Genomic DNA, 16603 nt, shown 5'->3' with positions numbered 1-16603 from the left:
TATGATATCCTCCAGATTGGTTCAGCATGAAGCTCGCTTACAAGCTGCTCCATGCTTTTGAGATCAAGCGTTTTGCGTCTTCTACTGCGTCTTCTCCTTTTTCAGCCAAACGTGCGGCATCTCCAGCTAAAGAGCTGGCAAAGGATAAGGCAGCCTGCTCTGCTTCTAGTGTACTGATTTTGAATTCGATTCGGCTCACGTAGCGTGGATATTTATCGCTTACGATCGTTTGCAGCGCATCATGCGCTTCATTTCGTTCTGATTTGAAATCTTGGCTCCGCTCCCCTTTCCAAGAGGCCCCAAGCTTTGGCTGCTTGATTTGTTTTAGGTCTGTTTCTGCGGCATCTTGTTCACGTTCAATCTTACTTTTTGCCTTTTTGAGTCGAGCAATTTTCTCTTCGATCTCTGCCTTTTTATTTGAAATGCCACCGTTAAGGGCAGACAGCATATCCGATAAGCTCATATGGGTTCCTCCTCCTGTCAAAAATAAAAACGCTGCTTAGAGTCCCTCTAAACGAGCGTAATGGTGAATCGCACTTTTTCCAATATTGTTATTATAAGGTTCAAAGACTCATGTTTGAATAGGGATTTGTGCCCTTTTTATGGTATAAATATGCTTTCAATCTGCTTCACACCACACCTTAAGCCCTCTTTTATAGGGGGTCAAAATACACAACCACCCTTCTGGAAACACACATAGTCTTACGGTCCTAGGACAAACAAAAGCCGCCCGGGGGAGGGGCGGCTTTTGCAGTGGCTTATGATGCCGATTCTTCTGAGTCTTGTTGATTTTTCACGTACCAAATGAATTTCCCTGTATATCCGTAGATGATGGCAAGACCAATGGCAACAAAGCTCAGCCACATAAATGGTAAATAAGAGAATGTCGAGACGCCTAGAATCCCTGCCATGTAAATTCCGTTATCTGACCATGGAACCATACCAGACGTAAGTGTTCCACCAACCTCAGAGTTTCTAGATAACACACGTCTGTCTAATTTTAATTTGTCATAGCTTTTTTCCATGATTTTTGGTGTAAGAATTAATGAGACATACATTGCACAACCAAAGATATTCGCAAAGAATGCTACTACAAGTGTAGACAGTGTCACATTTCCTGCATTGTGCAATTTTTTCTCGAATGTTGCGACGATCACTTTTAACACGCCTAAGTATTCAAGAACTCCACCAAAACCAAGTCCAAGAATAATGACCACTAGAGATCCTAACATATTGACAATACCGCCACGGTTCAACAGTGTATTTAAGAAATCTACATCTGAATTAATAGAGAAGCCGTTATAAGCTGTACCAAGCGCATCAGCTGGGTTCATTCCTTGGAATGCCATCGCCCAGACTGCCCCAAGCAGTGCACCAATTGCGATAACAGGCATTGACGGTTTTTTCAATACAAGTAATAGGACAACAATGACTGCCGGAATGATCATCCAAATATTAATCGTGAATGTATCCTGCAATGCTTGTTTCAAAAACTCTACTTTATCTTGATCAATATTTCTTCCACCATACATAAATCCAGTAATTGTAAACATAATAGCCGTAATAACAAAGGCCGGTATGGATAAAACCATCATGGCTCTTACATGCGCCAGCACGTCCACTTTTGAAAGAGAGGAAGCGAGCACAGTACTATCAGATAGAGGAGATAATTTATCACCAAAATAAGCGCCAGATAAAACAGCCCCAGCTACGATCGGTAATGGGATACCCAATCCTTCACCAATCGCAATCATCGCAATACCTGCTGTTCCAACTGTACCCCAAGACGTACCAGTAGCAACAGACATAATAGAACAGATAATCAATGTAGCTAATAAGAAGATATTAGGATGAATAAATTCCAGTCCGTAATAAATTAACGTGGGTACAACACCGCCAGCAATCCATGTACCAACAAGTGCACCTACTGCAATTAAGATTAAAACAGCCTCTAATCCATTTGATATCCCTTTTGTAATCGCATTTTGAAGGTCTTTGTACGAATGCCCTAAACGAATTCCTAATGCAATAACCATAAACCATGAGATGAACAATGCTAGCTGAATATCTAATTTGAAGTAAAGAGTGAATGATAAAACAATTGCTAAAAATAAGCCAAGTACAGACACGACTTCTAAAATAGACGGTAGACGTGGTGTTTTCATTTTGTTTCCTCCCTTTGTGCGTGCGTTAAGCGTTTTCAAAATATTGTGAAAAAAGTGTGTCAATTCGAAAGAAAGTGAATTGCCTGTTTTTCTCTTTTTCACAGGCAATTCAACATATTAATAAAATAAAATTTTTGATATTATCATCGCTCTAGGAGCTCTGCACCCGCAATGCCAGGCTTTGTCATCTCGTAAGGATTCAAAATAATATCAAGTTCTTCTTCTGTTAACACATCATTTTGCAGGCAAAGATCTCTGATCGATTGTCCTGTTAAAATGGCTTCCCTTGCGATTCTAGCCGCAGCTTCATAGCCTAAGTGAGGGTTTACCGCTGTAATGACACCTGCACTTTTTTCGACATATTCTTTCAAACGTTTTTCATTTGCTTCGATGTCCGCTAAACAGTGATCTGTGAATGAGCGGAATCCGTTATTCATTATACTAATAGATTGAAGCAAGTTAAAGACCAGAACAGGCTCCATCACATTTAACTCAAGCTGGCCTGCTTCAGAAGCAAGACAGATGGTGTGGTCGTTCCCAATGACCTGGAATGCGATTTGGTTAATGAGCTCTGCCATGACTGGATTGACTTTTCCAGGCATAATGGATGATCCCGGCTGACGGGCTGGCAATGCAATCTCAGCAAGACCTGCACGTGGGCCAGATGCCATTAAGCGAAGGTCATTCGCAATTTTAGACATGTTCATCATGCATACTTTTAAGGCAGCAGATACTTCTGTGTATGCATCTGTATTTTGCGTCGCATCGACGAGGTGCTCTGCGCCTACTAATGGCAGTCCAGAAATATCAGCAAGCTTTTTCACTACGATTTCGATGTAGCGAGGATCTGCATTGAGGCCTGTTCCAACAGCGGTCGCACCCATATTCACTTCATATAAATGCTGTTTTGATTGGTTGATTCGTTTAATATCACGACTGAGCACACGGCTGTATGCTTCAAACTCTTGTCCTAAACGGATCGGAACAGCATCTTGTAAATGAGTACGCCCCATTTTGATCACATGATCGAATTCTTTTGCTTTCTTTCGAAATACGTCATGCATGGCCTGCATCGTCTCAAGTAAAATGTCTAACTGCTTGAGCACTGCAATATGGATCGCCGTTGGGAACGAATCATTTGTCGATTGTGACATGTTCACATGTGTGTTTGGACTTAAATGAATGTATTCGCCCTTTTGATGTCCCATGATCTCGAGGGCTCTGTTTCCAATGACCTCATTGGCATTCATATTCATAGACGTTCCTGCGCCGCCTTGAATCGGGTCTACGATGAAATATTCATGGAATTTGCCTTCAATGACTTCATCTGAAGCTTGAACGATCGCATTTCCAATTCCTTCATATAAACGTCCGACTTCCATGTTGGCTTGAGCTGCTGCTTTTTTGACAATGGCAAATGCTCGAATGAGTTCCTCATGCATGCGATATCCTGTAATCGGAAAATTCTCTTTTGCACGAAGCGTTTGAACACCATAATACACGTCTGCGGGAATTTCTTTTTCACCTAGAAAATCCTTCTCGTAACGATAAGTTGCTTGAACCATCTCGTATGACCTGCTTTCTATAGAATAGTTAAATCACTAAATCTTCTGCGATTGGCGTTTCCATAATCTTTTTCACTTCTCGTGGATCTGTTGTTTTACCTAATGCCCACATGAGCTTTGGCACGATGGCTTCTGTGTTCATGTTTCTTGAACGAGCAACCAGTTCTTGATTGATTTTACGTCCTACTTCATACACACTCATGTCTTCTCCTTCTTCGAGACACTGAGTGGTGATCACAACAGAAATGCCTTCTTCCAGCAATTCGTTGATTTTTTCTAAAAGGTTTCTTCCTTCGAAAGGAATTCCGCCGCTGCCGTAGCTTTCAATGACGACCCCTTTGTACAAACCTTTGATTGAATCTAAAAACTCAGGCTTCAGTCCTGGATGCAGTTTTAATAAACAAACGTCTGTGTTCAAGGATGCATCTAATTTAAGCGGTTTCATTGATGATCTTTTTACTTTGCTATTGTATTCAATTTGATGATTTTCAATCGATGCAATATATGGGTAGTTAATACTTTCAAATGCATCGTAGCTTTTCGTTCTTAGTTTGATTGCGCGAGTTCCTTGAATGACTCTGCCATCAAATACGACGTATACGCCGCCAACACCGTCACATGCAAAACGAATCGCATCTGTAATGTTTTTCTTCGCATCTGTTTTCTTAAACGTAATCGGAATTTGTGACCCTGTAATGACAATTGGCTTATCAGGATTTTGCAGCATATACGATAGTGCTGCTGATGTATAGGCCATTGTGTCTGTTCCATGCGTGACGACAAATCCGTCATATTGGTCATAATTTTCATAAATGGCTGTTGCGATATCAACCCAGTATTCAGGCTGCATATTGGTACTATCTATACTCATTAGGGACTTTGTGTCCATTGTGTAGTCTGCATTAATTTCGTTTAAATAGCTTAAAAGGTCCTCAGCTTTAACACCTGGAGCTAAACCATTTTCACTCTCTACAGATGCAATCGTCCCACCAGTGGTTAAAAGCAATAATTTCTTCAACAGGTCCACCTCTTTCAGTAAAATTACTTCGTTTGTCACACATATTATAAGCCAGCTTGTGCTATTCTATAATATACGCTTTACGCGTACCTTCATTGCCATTATAGTCACATAACGCGAATTAATCAAGAAATTATTACGCATAACGCGTACACTCTTTGTCAAAATATGATATACTGTTGTTGTATATAAAGGAGCGTTCATGTATGATACTCGATCGTTTAACCACCCTTAGAAAAAAGAAAAAATGGTCTCTCCAGCATACGGCAGATCGCCTAGGTATCGCCAAAAGCACCTATGCCGGTTACGAATCTGGGTACCGACGACCTTCGCTTGAAGCAGTGAAACTGCTGGCTGATTTGTATGATACGTCCATTGATTTTTTACTTGGTAGAACGGACGAGCCAGAGATACAACGCAAAATCTCTGATATCAAAGTTGAACTGACGGAAGCAAAAGAAGGAACCATCCATGTAGACGGCGTTCCACTAACAGATGAAGAAATTAAACAGCTTGTTGCCTTTATTCGGGCGAAAAACACTCTGAAAGTATAAACAACACAAAAAAGAGAGGTCCCTGTCATAGAGGGACCTCTCTTTTTCTGCTTACGACAGCTCACTTAATTCCTCTAACCGCCGCTTCGCTTCTTCTTTATTAAAGGAACTATAATAGCGATAATTCTCATCATCTAAGATGCGGTAATGCTGGCTTAGTACATTTTGCTGGAGACGAAACGTACCTTTTTTCACAGACGTCCGCCACCAAACCTTTCCGCCAATCGTACGTTCAACAGATAAATGCAATTCATCGTGGGCGACGACTTCCAAAATCTCAAGCGGATCATCCCCAAGTGTCCCTTTTAAAATGTCACTATCCCTGAATAATGCACATACGGCCGCAGATTGCGTCCAGTTGAGGCGAAGACGATTCTTTTCTACCTGCTGCAAATGCCGTTTGGATAGCCCAAGCACCTCAGCCATGCGGTCCTGTGTATAGTTTTTTTCTTTTCGAATTCGTGCCATTTGTTCTGTGACGAGGTCGATTACCATTTCTTTGTCCATCTCTCATCACCTCTTGATTGTTCAGTCTTTACTGACATCATACACGATTTCTTAAAAAAAGTGGCGTCTCACCTCATGGAATGATGGCTAAAACATCTATTGATTCTGCTTTTCACCATGACCATGCTGCTGTTTCCAATTTTCTTGGGCAGTCTCATGTAAATATGGATAAATGTTTTGTTTCACCGTTTGCTCAAATACTTCTTCATCTAAAATACTGTACGCCGGAATCTTGATCAATTTCCCATCCATTTTCCGAATGAGCACATCCATGAACAGAAATCCCCTGATACTGTAACGATGCCTGCGCATATCAATAGATTGAATGTCTTGAAAAGGGATTGTTTGTTGCCGGTATAAAACAGCGCCATTCTCTCCTCGCTGAATGCGAAAAATCACATTTCCCCTCTTCGTAAAAGCCGGAAGAATCATCAAAAAAGAGATCCACCCATAGACAATGCCTAATAATCCACCTAAAAATAAAAACAACGTATAATTCGATTCAAATGTAAGAGCTTCTGAAAATAACCAAATACCGATGATGCCAAACCCGCCCGTTGCTAAGAATGCCCATACTCTTAGAAAGGGTCTGCTCCTCACTTCTATTACTTCACTTGGATTCAAGCGCCATTCTCCTTTTCTCCATTAGAATATAGAACGTAAACCGTCCATATGAGCCGTCTCTATCCGAAATTCATTTTCCTTCATGCCCGACACTAGCCAAGAATGCTTCTGCCCCGGAATAACAAATATCATAGACTCTACATCCGGCGTATTATTTTTATCATAAGTGACCTTCATCAAAGAATCCATTTTTCCTTTTCTAACCCTTACATCAGAAGCAAATGCCCGCACAAGCTCTTGGTTCTCTGCTTTATTTAGAAAAGAAGGGCAATCCTCATTCCCTTGACTGGCTTGTTCTAACAGCAGTTCAAATTCTTCCGCCTGCAAATTGATGACTGGTGTGAGGTGTTCACTCATGTGTATGTTCAAAAAGGTTGTCACTTGCTCCACAGTCTGCTGATCGTCTTTTAGTTTGTGAATCTGATGCACTTGTTGATCATAAAGCGTATGGTGTGAATACACACCTGCCTGAGTCGTATGAAAGGACGTACTGACCTCTTCATCTAATGCACCAAACCTTGAAGCTTTCACGGTATGTGATGCATCATTCATGGCTTGAATGAAATGCCGGTATTCTTCTTTATAACGGTATTGTCTATTTCGAAATTCCAGCACGTCTTTTGCCAGCAAAGAGCGGCATGCAATTTCAAATAAAAATCCAAGACGTTCATCCTCTACATCTGGATAATAGGCTTCCTTTAAAGACATCCCTTGCTCAAAATAGCCTTCACTGTAAAAACTAAAGATGAGTTCCTCGATACTTAGACTTAGCTGATCCAACTTGATCTCTCCTTATCCAAAAGAAAATGCGCCCTTCAAGAAATCACCTGCACCTTTCAACAGCGAATCTGCGGTTTCTTTTGTTTTTTCTATTCCTTTATGTATCACCTGATTTGCTTGATCAATGGTGTCATTGACTGCTTTAACACCTTGACCTGCCAGTTCAAATGCTTTTTTTCCTTTATCGACAACCGCATGAATTGGGTCTTTTAATTTCACTGCGACCTGTTCTGCAAAACCAGAAGTAAGCTTGGCGACTTTTTCACCAATAAAGCCACCTACTGCTGATCCTATCGCACCGCCAACGACTGTTCCAATCGGTCCTGCAAAGCTTCCAAGAGCGCCACCCACAACGGCACCTGCAACAGATCCGCCTGCAATAAAGACCGTATTATTCACTGCATTTCCAACAGCCTTTGCATTTTCACGCTTGAGAACTTCAGGCTGATCCCCAAATTCCGCATAGTTCTCCGCAATTTTCAGACCGCAGCCTACCGTTTCTGTTGCACCCGTGACGACCGTTGCAATGATGGCATTTCCTTTCGCAAACCTTGCACCATTTTTCAGAACAGACTTGATGCCAGCTGTGTCCTTCCAATTGATACTCCCTTTTGTGAAATCACGTACACTGTTCGTGAACGCAACTGTATCACTAGGATAAAATTTCGTAAATTTCTTATGGACCAGGTCAGCCATCGACCAATTCGATCGTTTTAATAATTCTTTTTTGCTCAGCCAAATCCTTGCCAACCGGTCAAATCTCGTACCTTCTACCCGTCCGGTCACATCAAGAAGGAGCTTTGAATGCTGCGCAGCATATCGGCCATTTTCTTTAATAAAAGTCGTCATTCCAAGCCCATAGTATTTTGCCTGCATCATCACAATACCAGCTAGGCTCGTGAGTGTACCATATTGATCATACAGACTGTACATTTTCCTTAAAATATCATCAGCTTCGACCATTTTATCCGTTGCATGACGAATGGCAAGGTCGTCACTGCTCAATTTGCTCATTAAGGCTTGTCCAGAACCCCATGCATCTCCTACACCAGAAAAACAGCTTCGATAACGGGGATCACAGCCTAGGATGAGGCCATCCAGTTCACTATGTAAATCGTGGTGCTTTGTTTCGATGGCCGAAAGCTCTCCTACAAAATCATTCGCCAGCCCTGTCAGCTGATCTGGATCTACTACAATGTCACGCGCCATCACATCATCTCCCTTCTCGGTTTCTTTCTCTCCGTTCTTCTCGCCTTTTTCGCTCAAGCTCTTCCATTCTGGCGATTTCAGCTTTACGTTCCTCGATTTTGACAGCAGCATCCCGCAGTTCCTGACTTGTTTCAAGCAAGTCCTTTTCAAATTGATCATAGCGTACCGCTGTTTCCTCAAAGCTTTGATCAAATTTATCTCTTGCTTCCCCTTGCCAGCCTGATCCAACTGCCTTCAGCCGATTCTCAAGCAGCTGCTTCGACTGCCGAATGCCATCAGCGGCTTCCTGGAACTTTTGAGCGAGTGCAAGTGTTTGACTAGAATCCAACTTTCGCACCCCTTTCTCCCAAATTAACGTACAAATGGATGATTTTATATGTCCTCATTATAAATAAAAAGACACCCAAAAAAATCACCCTAAAGAACCATTCAGCACATCACAAAATAAAAGTAGGTCTTTTTCCTCTCTAATTGTCAGAGAAAGCCTTTCTTGTTATGAAGCGCATTCAAGACATGATAAAATGAACATATTCTACAAAAGGAGTGACGTATTGATGAAAGAGGAAATGATCCAGCGATTCACAAGTTATGTAAAAGTGGATACACAGTCTGATGCAGACATAGAGAGCTGCCCATCCACTGAAGGACAGCTAAACCTAGCAAGGCAGCTAGTTGAAGAGATGAAATCCATCGGCATTCAAGAAGTGACAATGGATGAAAACGGTTATGTCATGGGCACGATCCCATCTAACACAGACAAAGAAGTGCCAACCATTGGCTTCCTGGCTCATATCGACACAGCCACTGACTTCACTGGCAAGAACGTGAAACCGCAGATTCACGAGAACTATCAAGGCGGGGACATCACGTTAAACGAAGATCTACATATCGTATTATCTCCAGCACAGTTTCCAAATTTACAAAAATACCAAGGACATACGCTCATCACGACTGATGGCACGACCCTGCTCGGTGCAGATAACAAAGCTGGTATCGCAGAAATTATGACCGCCATGCATTACCTGATTGAGCATCCAGAAATCAAGCATGGAAAAATTCGTGTCGCCTTCACACCAGATGAAGAGATCGGCAGAGGACCTCACAAATTCGATGTTGATGCCTTTGGCGCTTCCTATGCTTATACGATTGACGGTGGCCCGCTAGGAGAGCTTCAATATGAAAGCTTCAACGCCGCAGGTGCAAAAGTATCAATTAAAGGAAACAACGTCCATCCAGGGACAGCAAAAGACAAAATGGTCAGTGCTGCAAAGATCGGCATGCTCTTTCACAACAAACTTCCTTCAGATGAATCTCCAGAATACACAGAAGGATACGAAGGCTTTTTCCACCTCACAAGATTTGTAGGAGAAGTAGAAGAAGCAGAGTTGCAATATATTATTCGTGATTTTGATAAAGAGAAATTCAACAAGCGCAAAGCACTATTTGAAAAAATCGCAAACGACTTAAAAGCAGTCTACGGCGAAAACAGCATCACCCTTAGCATTCAGGATCAATATTACAATATGAGAGAAAAAATTGAGCCAGTTAAACATATCGTAGACATCGCTCATGAAGCCATGGAAAACCGCTCAGTGACACCTGTCATTGAACCAATCCGCGGCGGTACAGATGGCTCACAGCTTTCATATAAAGGACTTCCAACGCCAAACATCTTTACTGGCGGGGAAAACTTCCATGGTAAATATGAATTCATCTCTGTAGAGAACATGCTGAAAGCGTCAGAAGTGATCGTGGAAATTGCACGTTTATTTGAAGAAAAAGCATAAACATGTTTACAACCGTTCCTGTTCGGGAACGGTTTTTTAATAAAAGTTTACAATTTTCTGAAACTTTTATGACACTTAATCGTACTAATAGAGACAACCCCAGAAAAATTCTTCTTGACGAGTGAAATAACTGGAAATATAATAGTTAAAAACAACCAGTATTTTAGACCTAAAAAAGCAGCCAGAATAAACCTTTAGAACTAAACGCTATTTGCTAACTATTTTCAGTTATAAACATCACTCACCCTGTCTACACTTAAAGAATAGGATGAATTGGAGGAATGTCATATGATGATTTTATTGATTATCGCTTCACTTTGCTGCTACTTACTATTCTCTTTCAAAAAAGATAACCGCACCCAAAAACGAAAAAGCGCAGAGCTTTCGGAGTTTGAAATCTTTCGTATGCGCCGCCACTACAACGGCAAACGCCGTCACCCACTAAACGATGCACCCAAACAAGTATAAATGTAAAAAGAAGAGCCTCATCACTAGGGGCTCTTTTTATGTATAAAAAAACGACCAAATTCATGGCCGTTTCTCTTGTTTATTTATACACCTTCGCAGGTACTTGAATCATAGGAATTCCTACATAGTACGGTGAAATTTCATATGGCTGGAAGACAACAGCGATTCCCTTTTTCGTGAAGTAGTACTGCGTGTCGTAGCCGATTTGAATATCGCTTTTTTTCAGATTCGCATAGAATTTACTTTTATGCTTCTTTGTGTAGTTATAGATATAATCTCTTACTTTTGTACGCTTTTTCTTTGTTTTCACCACATCTGTAAAGTACAGTTGCTTTGTTTTTTTCTTTGTTAACACATAGTTCATGCTCGTAACCATCGTATCCCCATGCGCTCCACCGTTATACATGTAATCATAGTTTAAGATACTCAGTTTCTTACCATTGTTAAATTTCGTTTCATACGTTCTCTCATACGTGACCTTCCCGTAGCCTTCCTTTTTCGCTTCGTCCTTTAAGAACAAGTACGTAGAATAAGAGAATGCAATATCTTCTTTTAAATCACGATTGATGGTTTTCATATGCGCTTTACTAAGGTTTTTCACCTGTGCATATTTAAACGTTTTTTTCTTTTTATAATAGTGTGTACTTACTTTTGCTTTTTTCACTTGTTTGGCATCCGCAGATCCAACTGGCGCAAACAACGAAACAATCAGCGAAAAAATGAGCAGGCTGATCGTTAGGCCTTTTTTCATTGTCATAGTAAAAACCCCCATTTTTGTCTATTACCAATTGAGTATACCATGACAAAAGAACCAAAAGAAGTGTTTTCTTCCATATTATTCTTTATTTTTCATGTGAGGTTTGTTTACCGTTTTCATAAGTTCCTGTATGCTTAAGATAGAATGTTAGATGAAGTGTGGTGTTTATCATAGAAGAGAATATTTTTAGTCATATCCGGACAACATTTCATAGTTTGTCCCCTACCCAGAAAAAGATTGCCAATTACATTTTACAAAACCCTCAGAAAGTTGTGCTTCATTCGATTAGTGCACTCGCTGCTGAATGCAACACAAGTGAAACGACGATCTTTCGTTTTCTGCGAAAAATTGGCTATGAGTCCTATCAAGTGTTTCGTGTCCATGTCGCGCAGGATATTGCGACCAATACGCCTCAATCCATATACGGTGAGATCGAAGCATCTGATAGTGTCGCAGATATTAAACATAAGGTCATAGAGTTAACAACCAACTCTATTCAGGATATGAAACATATTTTAGAAGACCAAGCTGTGACACAATTTATTGAGCAAATGAAACAGGCTCATAAAACCGTCTTCTTTGGAGCAGGTGCCTCCAGTTTTATTGCCGGAGATGCCTATCATAAGTTTCTCCAGCTTGGCTTTGAAGTGAGTCTATGCAGCGATCCTCATATGATGAATATGATTGCAACACATGCAACAGAACATGATTTTATCGTCGCGATCTCACATTCAGGGGAAAGTAGAGAAATCCTTGATGCCGTACAATTTGCAAAGGAAAAAGGTGCAACGGTCGCCTCGATTACGAGCTATCCGAAATCAGAGCTCGCCAAGAAATCTGACTTTCATCTGCTCAGTTCATCGAGAGAAACAACCTATCGTTCTGACTCAATGATTTCTCGTATTAATCAGCTTGTGATTATTGATGTTTTGTATGTCGCAGCTGTTTTAGAATTAGGATCAAATGCGATCGACAACGTCAAACGTTCTCGATTAGCTGTAGCTAAAAATAAAACATAATCGACAATAGACCGGAGCTGTTTCCGGTCTTTTTTTTGTGACTTTTCTCATATTTTCCGTTGACACATTCCTATTTCGTCATGTACATTAAATGAACAATAGTTTATTTCCTACTATTAAATTAAAAAGATAGTATATATACTAACAAAAAGAAAAGAAAGCGCTTTTTGTAAGGGGTTTCTAAATAGGAGGCGGACAAAATGGCAAAGCAAATTGGATTCATTGGATTAGGCATTATGGGGAAACCTATGGCACTCAATCTATTAAAAGCCGGTCATACTGTGACTGTTTTCGATATTCATACAGAAGCTGTTCTAGCATTAAAAGAAGTGGGCGCAAATGCCGCTGCATCAGCTGCTGAGGCAGCATATGAAAGCGATATCATCATCACGATGCTTCCAAAAGGTGAGCATGTAGAAGCAGTCGTAGCAGGTGAACAAGGCATATTGGCTGCAGCAAAACCTGGCACGATCATTATAGATATGAGCTCTATTTCACCTGTTACTTCTAGAGCATTAGCGGCACTGGCAAAACAGCATCAGGTCGAATTTATCGATGCTCCTGTCAGTGGCGGAGAGCCAAAGGCGATAGACGGGACACTTGCGATTATGGCGGGCGGAGAAGAAGAGATATTTGAACAAGTAAAGGATGTCCTCTATGCCATGGGCACAGATGTCGTATTAGTTGGATCAAATGGAAGCGGGACAACCGCTAAGCTTGCGAATCAAATCATCGTCAACTTAAATATCGCTGCCATGTCCGAGGCACTCGTTCTTGCCGCTAAGTCTGGCATTGCGATTGATAAAATGTATGAAGCCATCCGAGGTGGACTGGCAGGAAGTGCTGTACTCGATGCGAAGGTTCCTCTCATTTTAGAACGAAACTTTGAGCCTGGCGGACGTATTGACATCAACTTAAAGGATTTAACCAATGTCATGGAAACTGCCCACGATATCGGCGTTCCTCTCCCGCTTTCTAGTCAGCTGCTAGAAATCTTCCACGCCCTCAAAGCGGATGGAAAGTCTGGACTTGATCACGGCGGAATCGTTCAATATTACGAAAAAATGGCTCATGTTGAAGTGAAGAAAGGATGAGGTTCTATGAAACAAAGCATTGAGTTACTAAATGCCATTCCGAAAGCGGATTCAGATCGCATTCAATCAGCATACGAACAAGCACTAAACCATTTTCACCATAAAGTGATTGTATTAGACGATGACCCAACAGGCATTCAAACGGTACACGGCGTCTCTGTTTTCACCGATTGGTCAGAGAAAAGCATTGAAGCTGGTTTTCTTGAAGACAGCCGTATGTTCTTTATCTTAACCAACTCTCGCAGTATGACAGAGAAAGAAACGGCGGTTCTTCATGAAATGATCGCATCAACGATTGTGAAAACGGCTGAACAGCTTGATCAAGATTTCATCATTGTCAGCCGGGGGATTCCACCCTGCGTGGACATTTCCCACTGGAGACTGAAATTCTCAGAACGACCATTGAACAGCAAAGCTCCCGCCAATTTGACGGCGAAATTCTTCTTCCCTTTTTTAAAGAAGGCGGCCGCTTTACGATTGGCAATATTCACTACGTACAGGAAGGTCACGAATTAATTCCTGCTGGTGACACAGAATTTGCATTGGATCGTACATTCGGATTTCAATCTTCTCACCTCGGAGAATGGATCGAAGAGAAATCAAACGGATCGTTCACTAAGGAAAACACTACTTATATTTCTTTAGAAGATATCCGGGCTTTACGTATTGAACAAATCAAGGATCAGCTGATGACCGTGAAGGATTTTCAAAAAGTAGTTGTAAATGCAGTGGACTATGACGATGTCAAAGTCTTTGTCGTTGCCCTCATAGATGCTATCAAAGCAGGTCAGCACTTTCTATTTAGAAGTGCGGCAGCTCTCACAAAAGTGCTTGGCGGTGTTGAGGATCAAGCACTATTAACTAGACAAGACTTAATACAGGAAGAAAGCACGCACGGTGGCCTCATCATGGTCGGTTCCCATGTCAAAAAAACAACCGAACAATTGCGAGCGCTGCATCAAAATGAAGACATCGCATTTATTGAATTTGATACACACCTCGTGTTAGAACCTGAAGCATTTCAAGAGGAAATTGACCGCGTGATTCAACAAACTGAAAGGCTTTTAACAACCGGGCAATCGGTTGCTGTTTATACAAGGAGAGAACGGCTTGATCTTGGGGACGATCGTCAAGAGGAAGAATTGAAGCTGTCTGTTCAGATTAGTGATGCTGTGACAAGCATTGTTCAGCGACTCTCCATTCGCCCTAAGTACCTTATTGCCAAAGGTGGAATCACCTCAAGTGATATTGGAACAAGAGGACTCAGCGTCAAACGTGCGACTGTCGCAGGTCAAATCAGACCAGGTATTCCCGTTTGGCAAACAGGAGAAGAAAGTAAATTCCCATTCATGTCTTATGTGATTTTCCCGGGAAATGTTGGCTCAAAGGATACGTTAAAAGAAGCAGTAGACATACTTGAAGGATAAAGCAGAGGGAGCGTTCACGCTCCCTTATGCAGCACAAAGGAGGAAAGATCATGTCGTTAGTTTTTATCGGACTTGGCGTTTTGTTATTACTTTTACTCATGGTTGTCTTTAAGTTAAACGCTTTCATTTCGTTGATTATTGTCTCTTTAATCGTTGCCGTTTTAGAAGGCATGTCACCACTTGAAGCGATTGCTTCAGTCGAAAAAGGGCTTGGAAGTACACTCGGCCATCTGGCGTTGGTTCTTGGCTTTGGAGCGATGCTTGGTAAATTGATGGCTGATTCTGGCGGTGCTCAGCGTATTGCCATGACACTCATCGACCGCTTTGGTATCGGGAAAATTCAATGGGCAACGATGCTGACTGGATTTGTTATCGGAATTGCTCTATTTTATGAAACCGGATTCATTATTCTTATTCCATTAGTCTTTACCATTGCTCAAGCCGCAAGACTCCCTGTGTTGTATGTGGGAATGCCGCTCGTCGCTGCACTCATTACAACACATGGCTTCCTCCCTCCTCACCCAGGGCCGACAGCCATTGCCAATGTATTTCAAGCCAACATGGGACAAACCTTATTGGTTGGAATTATTTTAGCCATTCCTGCTGTTTTAGTAGGCGGACTTCTGTTTACGAAACTATTTAAGAAAGACCAACTGCATGCACACATTCCAAAGGACTTGTTTAATCCAAAGGAATTTACAGAAGAGGAAATGCCAAGCTTCGGCATTAGTATTTTCACCGCTATTTTACCTGTATTGCTCATGACATTCAGAGCATGTTTAGAAATTTTCTTCCCGTCCTCCCCGCTGCTACCGGCAGCTGAGTTTTTAGGCGAGCCGGCGATTGCCCTATTAATCTCTGTGCTGCTTGCCATCTACACATTTGGTCTTGGCAGAGGAAAGAGCATGCAGGACGTCATGAAGTCGATTACAGATTCAATTGGCTCCATTGCGATGATTTTATTGATCATTGCAGGCGGCGGCGCCTTTAAACAGGTGCTCATTGACAGCGGTGTTGATCAATACATTGCAGGGATTATGCAAGGAAGCACACTGTCTCCTCTGCTCCTCACTTGGCTGATTGCAGCTGTCCTTCGTGTCTCTTTAGGGTCAGCAACTGTCGCGGGTCTCACAGCAGCTGGCATTTCTGCACCGCTAATTGGTTTGACGGGAGTTAGCCCCGAACTAATGGTGATTGCAACAGGCGCCGGCAGTATAACATTCTCTCATGTGAATGATGCAGGTTTCTGGATTTACAAAGAATACTTTAATTTGTCGATGGCTCAAACTTTTAAAACTTGGACATTGATGGTGACTGTTCTATCACTTGTTGGATTAGCCGGTGTTCTCGTCGCTGATTTGTTTATGTAGGAAAATAAATAGGAAAAACCATTGACTTTTTCTCGAAAAGATTGAATAATTGTGTTTATTAAGAAAATTGAATCAAAGGTAACCTTATTAAGAGTGGTGGAGGGACTGGCCCTGTGAAACCCGGCAACCGCTGTTCCTAGGAACAGAATGGTGCTAATTCCTTAAGCAAGCTGATGCTTGTTTGAAGATAAGGCAGAGATCTCACAGTATATGATGCTCTTCCTTATCCAAGGAAGAGCTTTTTTATTTGATTTATAAC

16 protein-coding genes, 1 pseudogene and 1 riboswitch are annotated in these 16603 nt (G+C 41.6%); of the genes and pseudogenes, 7 read left to right on the top strand and 10 right to left on the bottom strand.

Annotation, left to right across the window (positions count from 1 at the left end):
- Window positions 1-37: 37 nt before the first annotated feature.
- The 4 genes from KFQ09_RS10690 to KFQ09_RS10675 form a co-directional block, all read right to left on the bottom strand.
- Window positions 38-463, bottom strand: coding sequence for a YwqH-like family protein (locus KFQ09_RS10690; RefSeq protein ID WP_017358667.1), 426 nt, complete (start codon window positions 461-463; stop codon window positions 38-40).
- A 295-nt stretch (window positions 464-758) separates the two neighbouring features.
- Complete coding sequence (gene nhaC / locus KFQ09_RS10685) at window positions 759-2165, bottom strand: Na+/H+ antiporter NhaC (protein WP_017358666.1); 1407 nt, start codon at window positions 2163-2165, stop codon at window positions 759-761.
- 143 nt (window positions 2166-2308) lie between these two features.
- Window positions 2309-3730: an aspartate ammonia-lyase gene (aspA, locus tag KFQ09_RS10680; RefSeq protein WP_025208223.1), complete on the bottom strand. Its 1422-nt coding sequence runs from the start codon at window positions 3728-3730 to the stop codon at window positions 2309-2311.
- Window positions 3731-3758: 28 nt separating this feature from the next.
- Complete coding sequence (locus KFQ09_RS10675) at window positions 3759-4748, bottom strand: asparaginase (RefSeq protein WP_017358664.1); 990 nt, start codon at window positions 4746-4748, stop codon at window positions 3759-3761.
- Window positions 4749-4954: 206 nt separating this feature from the next.
- Between KFQ09_RS10675 and KFQ09_RS10670 the strand changes: the two genes are divergently transcribed.
- Window positions 4955-5302, top strand: coding sequence for a helix-turn-helix domain-containing protein (locus KFQ09_RS10670; protein WP_008345648.1), 348 nt, complete (start codon window positions 4955-4957; stop codon window positions 5300-5302).
- 51 nt (window positions 5303-5353) lie between these two features.
- Here KFQ09_RS10670 and KFQ09_RS10665 read toward each other — a convergent pair whose 3' ends face one another.
- The 5 genes from KFQ09_RS10665 to KFQ09_RS10645 form a co-directional block, all read right to left on the bottom strand.
- Entirely contained in the window at window positions 5354-5809 is a 456-nt protein-coding gene (locus tag KFQ09_RS10665; protein WP_007497964.1) for a helix-turn-helix domain-containing protein, read from the bottom strand.
- 96 nt (window positions 5810-5905) lie between these two features.
- Window positions 5906-6433, bottom strand: coding sequence for a YfjD family protein (locus tag KFQ09_RS10660; protein WP_007497966.1), 528 nt, complete (start codon window positions 6431-6433; stop codon window positions 5906-5908).
- A 21-nt stretch (window positions 6434-6454) separates the two neighbouring features.
- Window positions 6455-7213, bottom strand: a complete 759-nt coding sequence (locus tag KFQ09_RS10655; protein WP_079919721.1) for a hypothetical protein — start codon at window positions 7211-7213, stop codon at window positions 6455-6457.
- Between the two features lie 12 nt (window positions 7214-7225).
- Window positions 7226-8422: a DUF6861 domain-containing protein gene (locus tag KFQ09_RS10650; RefSeq protein WP_255835662.1), complete on the bottom strand. Its 1197-nt coding sequence runs from the start codon at window positions 8420-8422 to the stop codon at window positions 7226-7228.
- A 4-nt stretch (window positions 8423-8426) separates the two neighbouring features.
- Window positions 8427-8750, bottom strand: a complete 324-nt coding sequence (locus KFQ09_RS10645) for a WXG100 family type VII secretion target (protein ID WP_019743650.1) — start codon at window positions 8748-8750, stop codon at window positions 8427-8429.
- A 226-nt stretch (window positions 8751-8976) separates the two neighbouring features.
- Here KFQ09_RS10645 and pepT point away from each other — a divergent pair, with 226 nt between their 5' ends.
- Both pepT and KFQ09_RS10635 read left to right on the top strand, forming a co-directional pair.
- A complete protein-coding gene (gene pepT / locus KFQ09_RS10640) occupies window positions 8977-10209 on the top strand; it encodes a peptidase T (RefSeq protein ID WP_008345662.1) in 1233 nt (410 codons plus the stop codon).
- Window positions 10210-10497: 288 nt separating this feature from the next.
- Window positions 10498-10677 carry a hypothetical protein gene (locus KFQ09_RS10635; protein ID WP_008345664.1) on the top strand — a complete coding sequence of 60 codons (180 nt, stop codon included), beginning with the start codon at window positions 10498-10500 and terminating at the stop codon, window positions 10675-10677.
- A 79-nt stretch (window positions 10678-10756) separates the two neighbouring features.
- On the opposite strand, the gene KFQ09_RS10630 is transcribed toward KFQ09_RS10635, so the two are convergent.
- A complete protein-coding gene (locus KFQ09_RS10630) occupies window positions 10757-11434 on the bottom strand; it encodes a DUF3298 and DUF4163 domain-containing protein (protein WP_008345668.1) in 678 nt (225 codons plus the stop codon).
- Between the two features lie 161 nt (window positions 11435-11595).
- Between KFQ09_RS10630 and KFQ09_RS10625 the strand changes: the two genes are divergently transcribed.
- From KFQ09_RS10625 to KFQ09_RS10610, 4 genes and pseudogenes are all read left to right on the top strand, one after another.
- Window positions 11596-12453 (top strand): MurR/RpiR family transcriptional regulator, encoded by an 858-nt coding sequence (locus KFQ09_RS10625; RefSeq protein ID WP_017368342.1) that lies wholly within the window; start codon window positions 11596-11598, stop codon window positions 12451-12453.
- A 200-nt stretch (window positions 12454-12653) separates the two neighbouring features.
- Window positions 12654-13547 (top strand): 2-hydroxy-3-oxopropionate reductase, encoded by an 894-nt coding sequence (gene garR / locus KFQ09_RS10620; RefSeq protein ID WP_255835661.1) that lies wholly within the window; start codon window positions 12654-12656, stop codon window positions 13545-13547.
- A gap of 6 nt (window positions 13548-13553) precedes the next feature.
- Window positions 13554-14974 (top strand): annotated as a pseudogene (locus tag KFQ09_RS10615) (four-carbon acid sugar kinase family protein).
- Window positions 14975-15024: 50 nt separating this feature from the next.
- Complete coding sequence (locus tag KFQ09_RS10610) at window positions 15025-16344, top strand: gluconate:H+ symporter (protein ID WP_008345676.1); 1320 nt, start codon at window positions 15025-15027, stop codon at window positions 16342-16344.
- Window positions 16345-16425: 81 nt separating this feature from the next.
- Window positions 16426-16538: riboswitch (SAM riboswitch) on the top strand.
- Window positions 16539-16603 lie beyond the last annotated feature (65 nt).

This window comes from Bacillus sp. FS02, assembly GCF_024398395.1.
GTDB lineage: Bacteria > Bacillota > Bacilli > Bacillales > Bacillaceae > Bacillus > Bacillus altitudinis.
This window is presented reverse-complemented; position numbering and strand designations above follow the sequence as displayed.

Excerpts from the sequence above, each read along its gene's own strand:
- KFQ09_RS10610 (WP_008345676.1), top strand. The coding sequence starts at position 15,025 with ATGTCGTTAGTTTTTATCGGACTTGGCGTTTTGTTATTACTTTTACTC.
- KFQ09_RS10690 (WP_017358667.1), bottom strand. The coding sequence starts at position 463 with ATGAGCTTATCGGATATGCTGTCTGCCCTTAACGGTGGCATTTCAAAT.
- garR (WP_255835661.1), top strand. The coding sequence starts at position 12,654 with ATGGCAAAGCAAATTGGATTCATTGGATTAGGCATTATGGGGAAACCT.
- pepT (WP_008345662.1), top strand. The coding sequence starts at position 8,977 with ATGAAAGAGGAAATGATCCAGCGATTCACAAGTTATGTAAAAGTGGAT.
- KFQ09_RS10635 (WP_008345664.1), top strand. The coding sequence starts at position 10,498 with ATGATGATTTTATTGATTATCGCTTCACTTTGCTGCTACTTACTATTC.
- nhaC (WP_017358666.1), bottom strand. The coding sequence starts at position 2,165 with ATGAAAACACCACGTCTACCGTCTATTTTAGAAGTCGTGTCTGTACTT.
- KFQ09_RS10670 (WP_008345648.1), top strand. The coding sequence starts at position 4,955 with ATGATACTCGATCGTTTAACCACCCTTAGAAAAAAGAAAAAATGGTCT.
- KFQ09_RS10630 (WP_008345668.1), bottom strand. The coding sequence starts at position 11,434 with ATGACAATGAAAAAAGGCCTAACGATCAGCCTGCTCATTTTTTCGCTG.
- KFQ09_RS10650 (WP_255835662.1), bottom strand. The coding sequence starts at position 8,422 with ATGGCGCGTGACATTGTAGTAGATCCAGATCAGCTGACAGGGCTGGCG.
- aspA (WP_025208223.1), bottom strand. The coding sequence starts at position 3,730 with ATGGTTCAAGCAACTTATCGTTACGAGAAGGATTTTCTAGGTGAAAAA.
- KFQ09_RS10665 (WP_007497964.1), bottom strand. The coding sequence starts at position 5,809 with ATGGACAAAGAAATGGTAATCGACCTCGTCACAGAACAAATGGCACGA.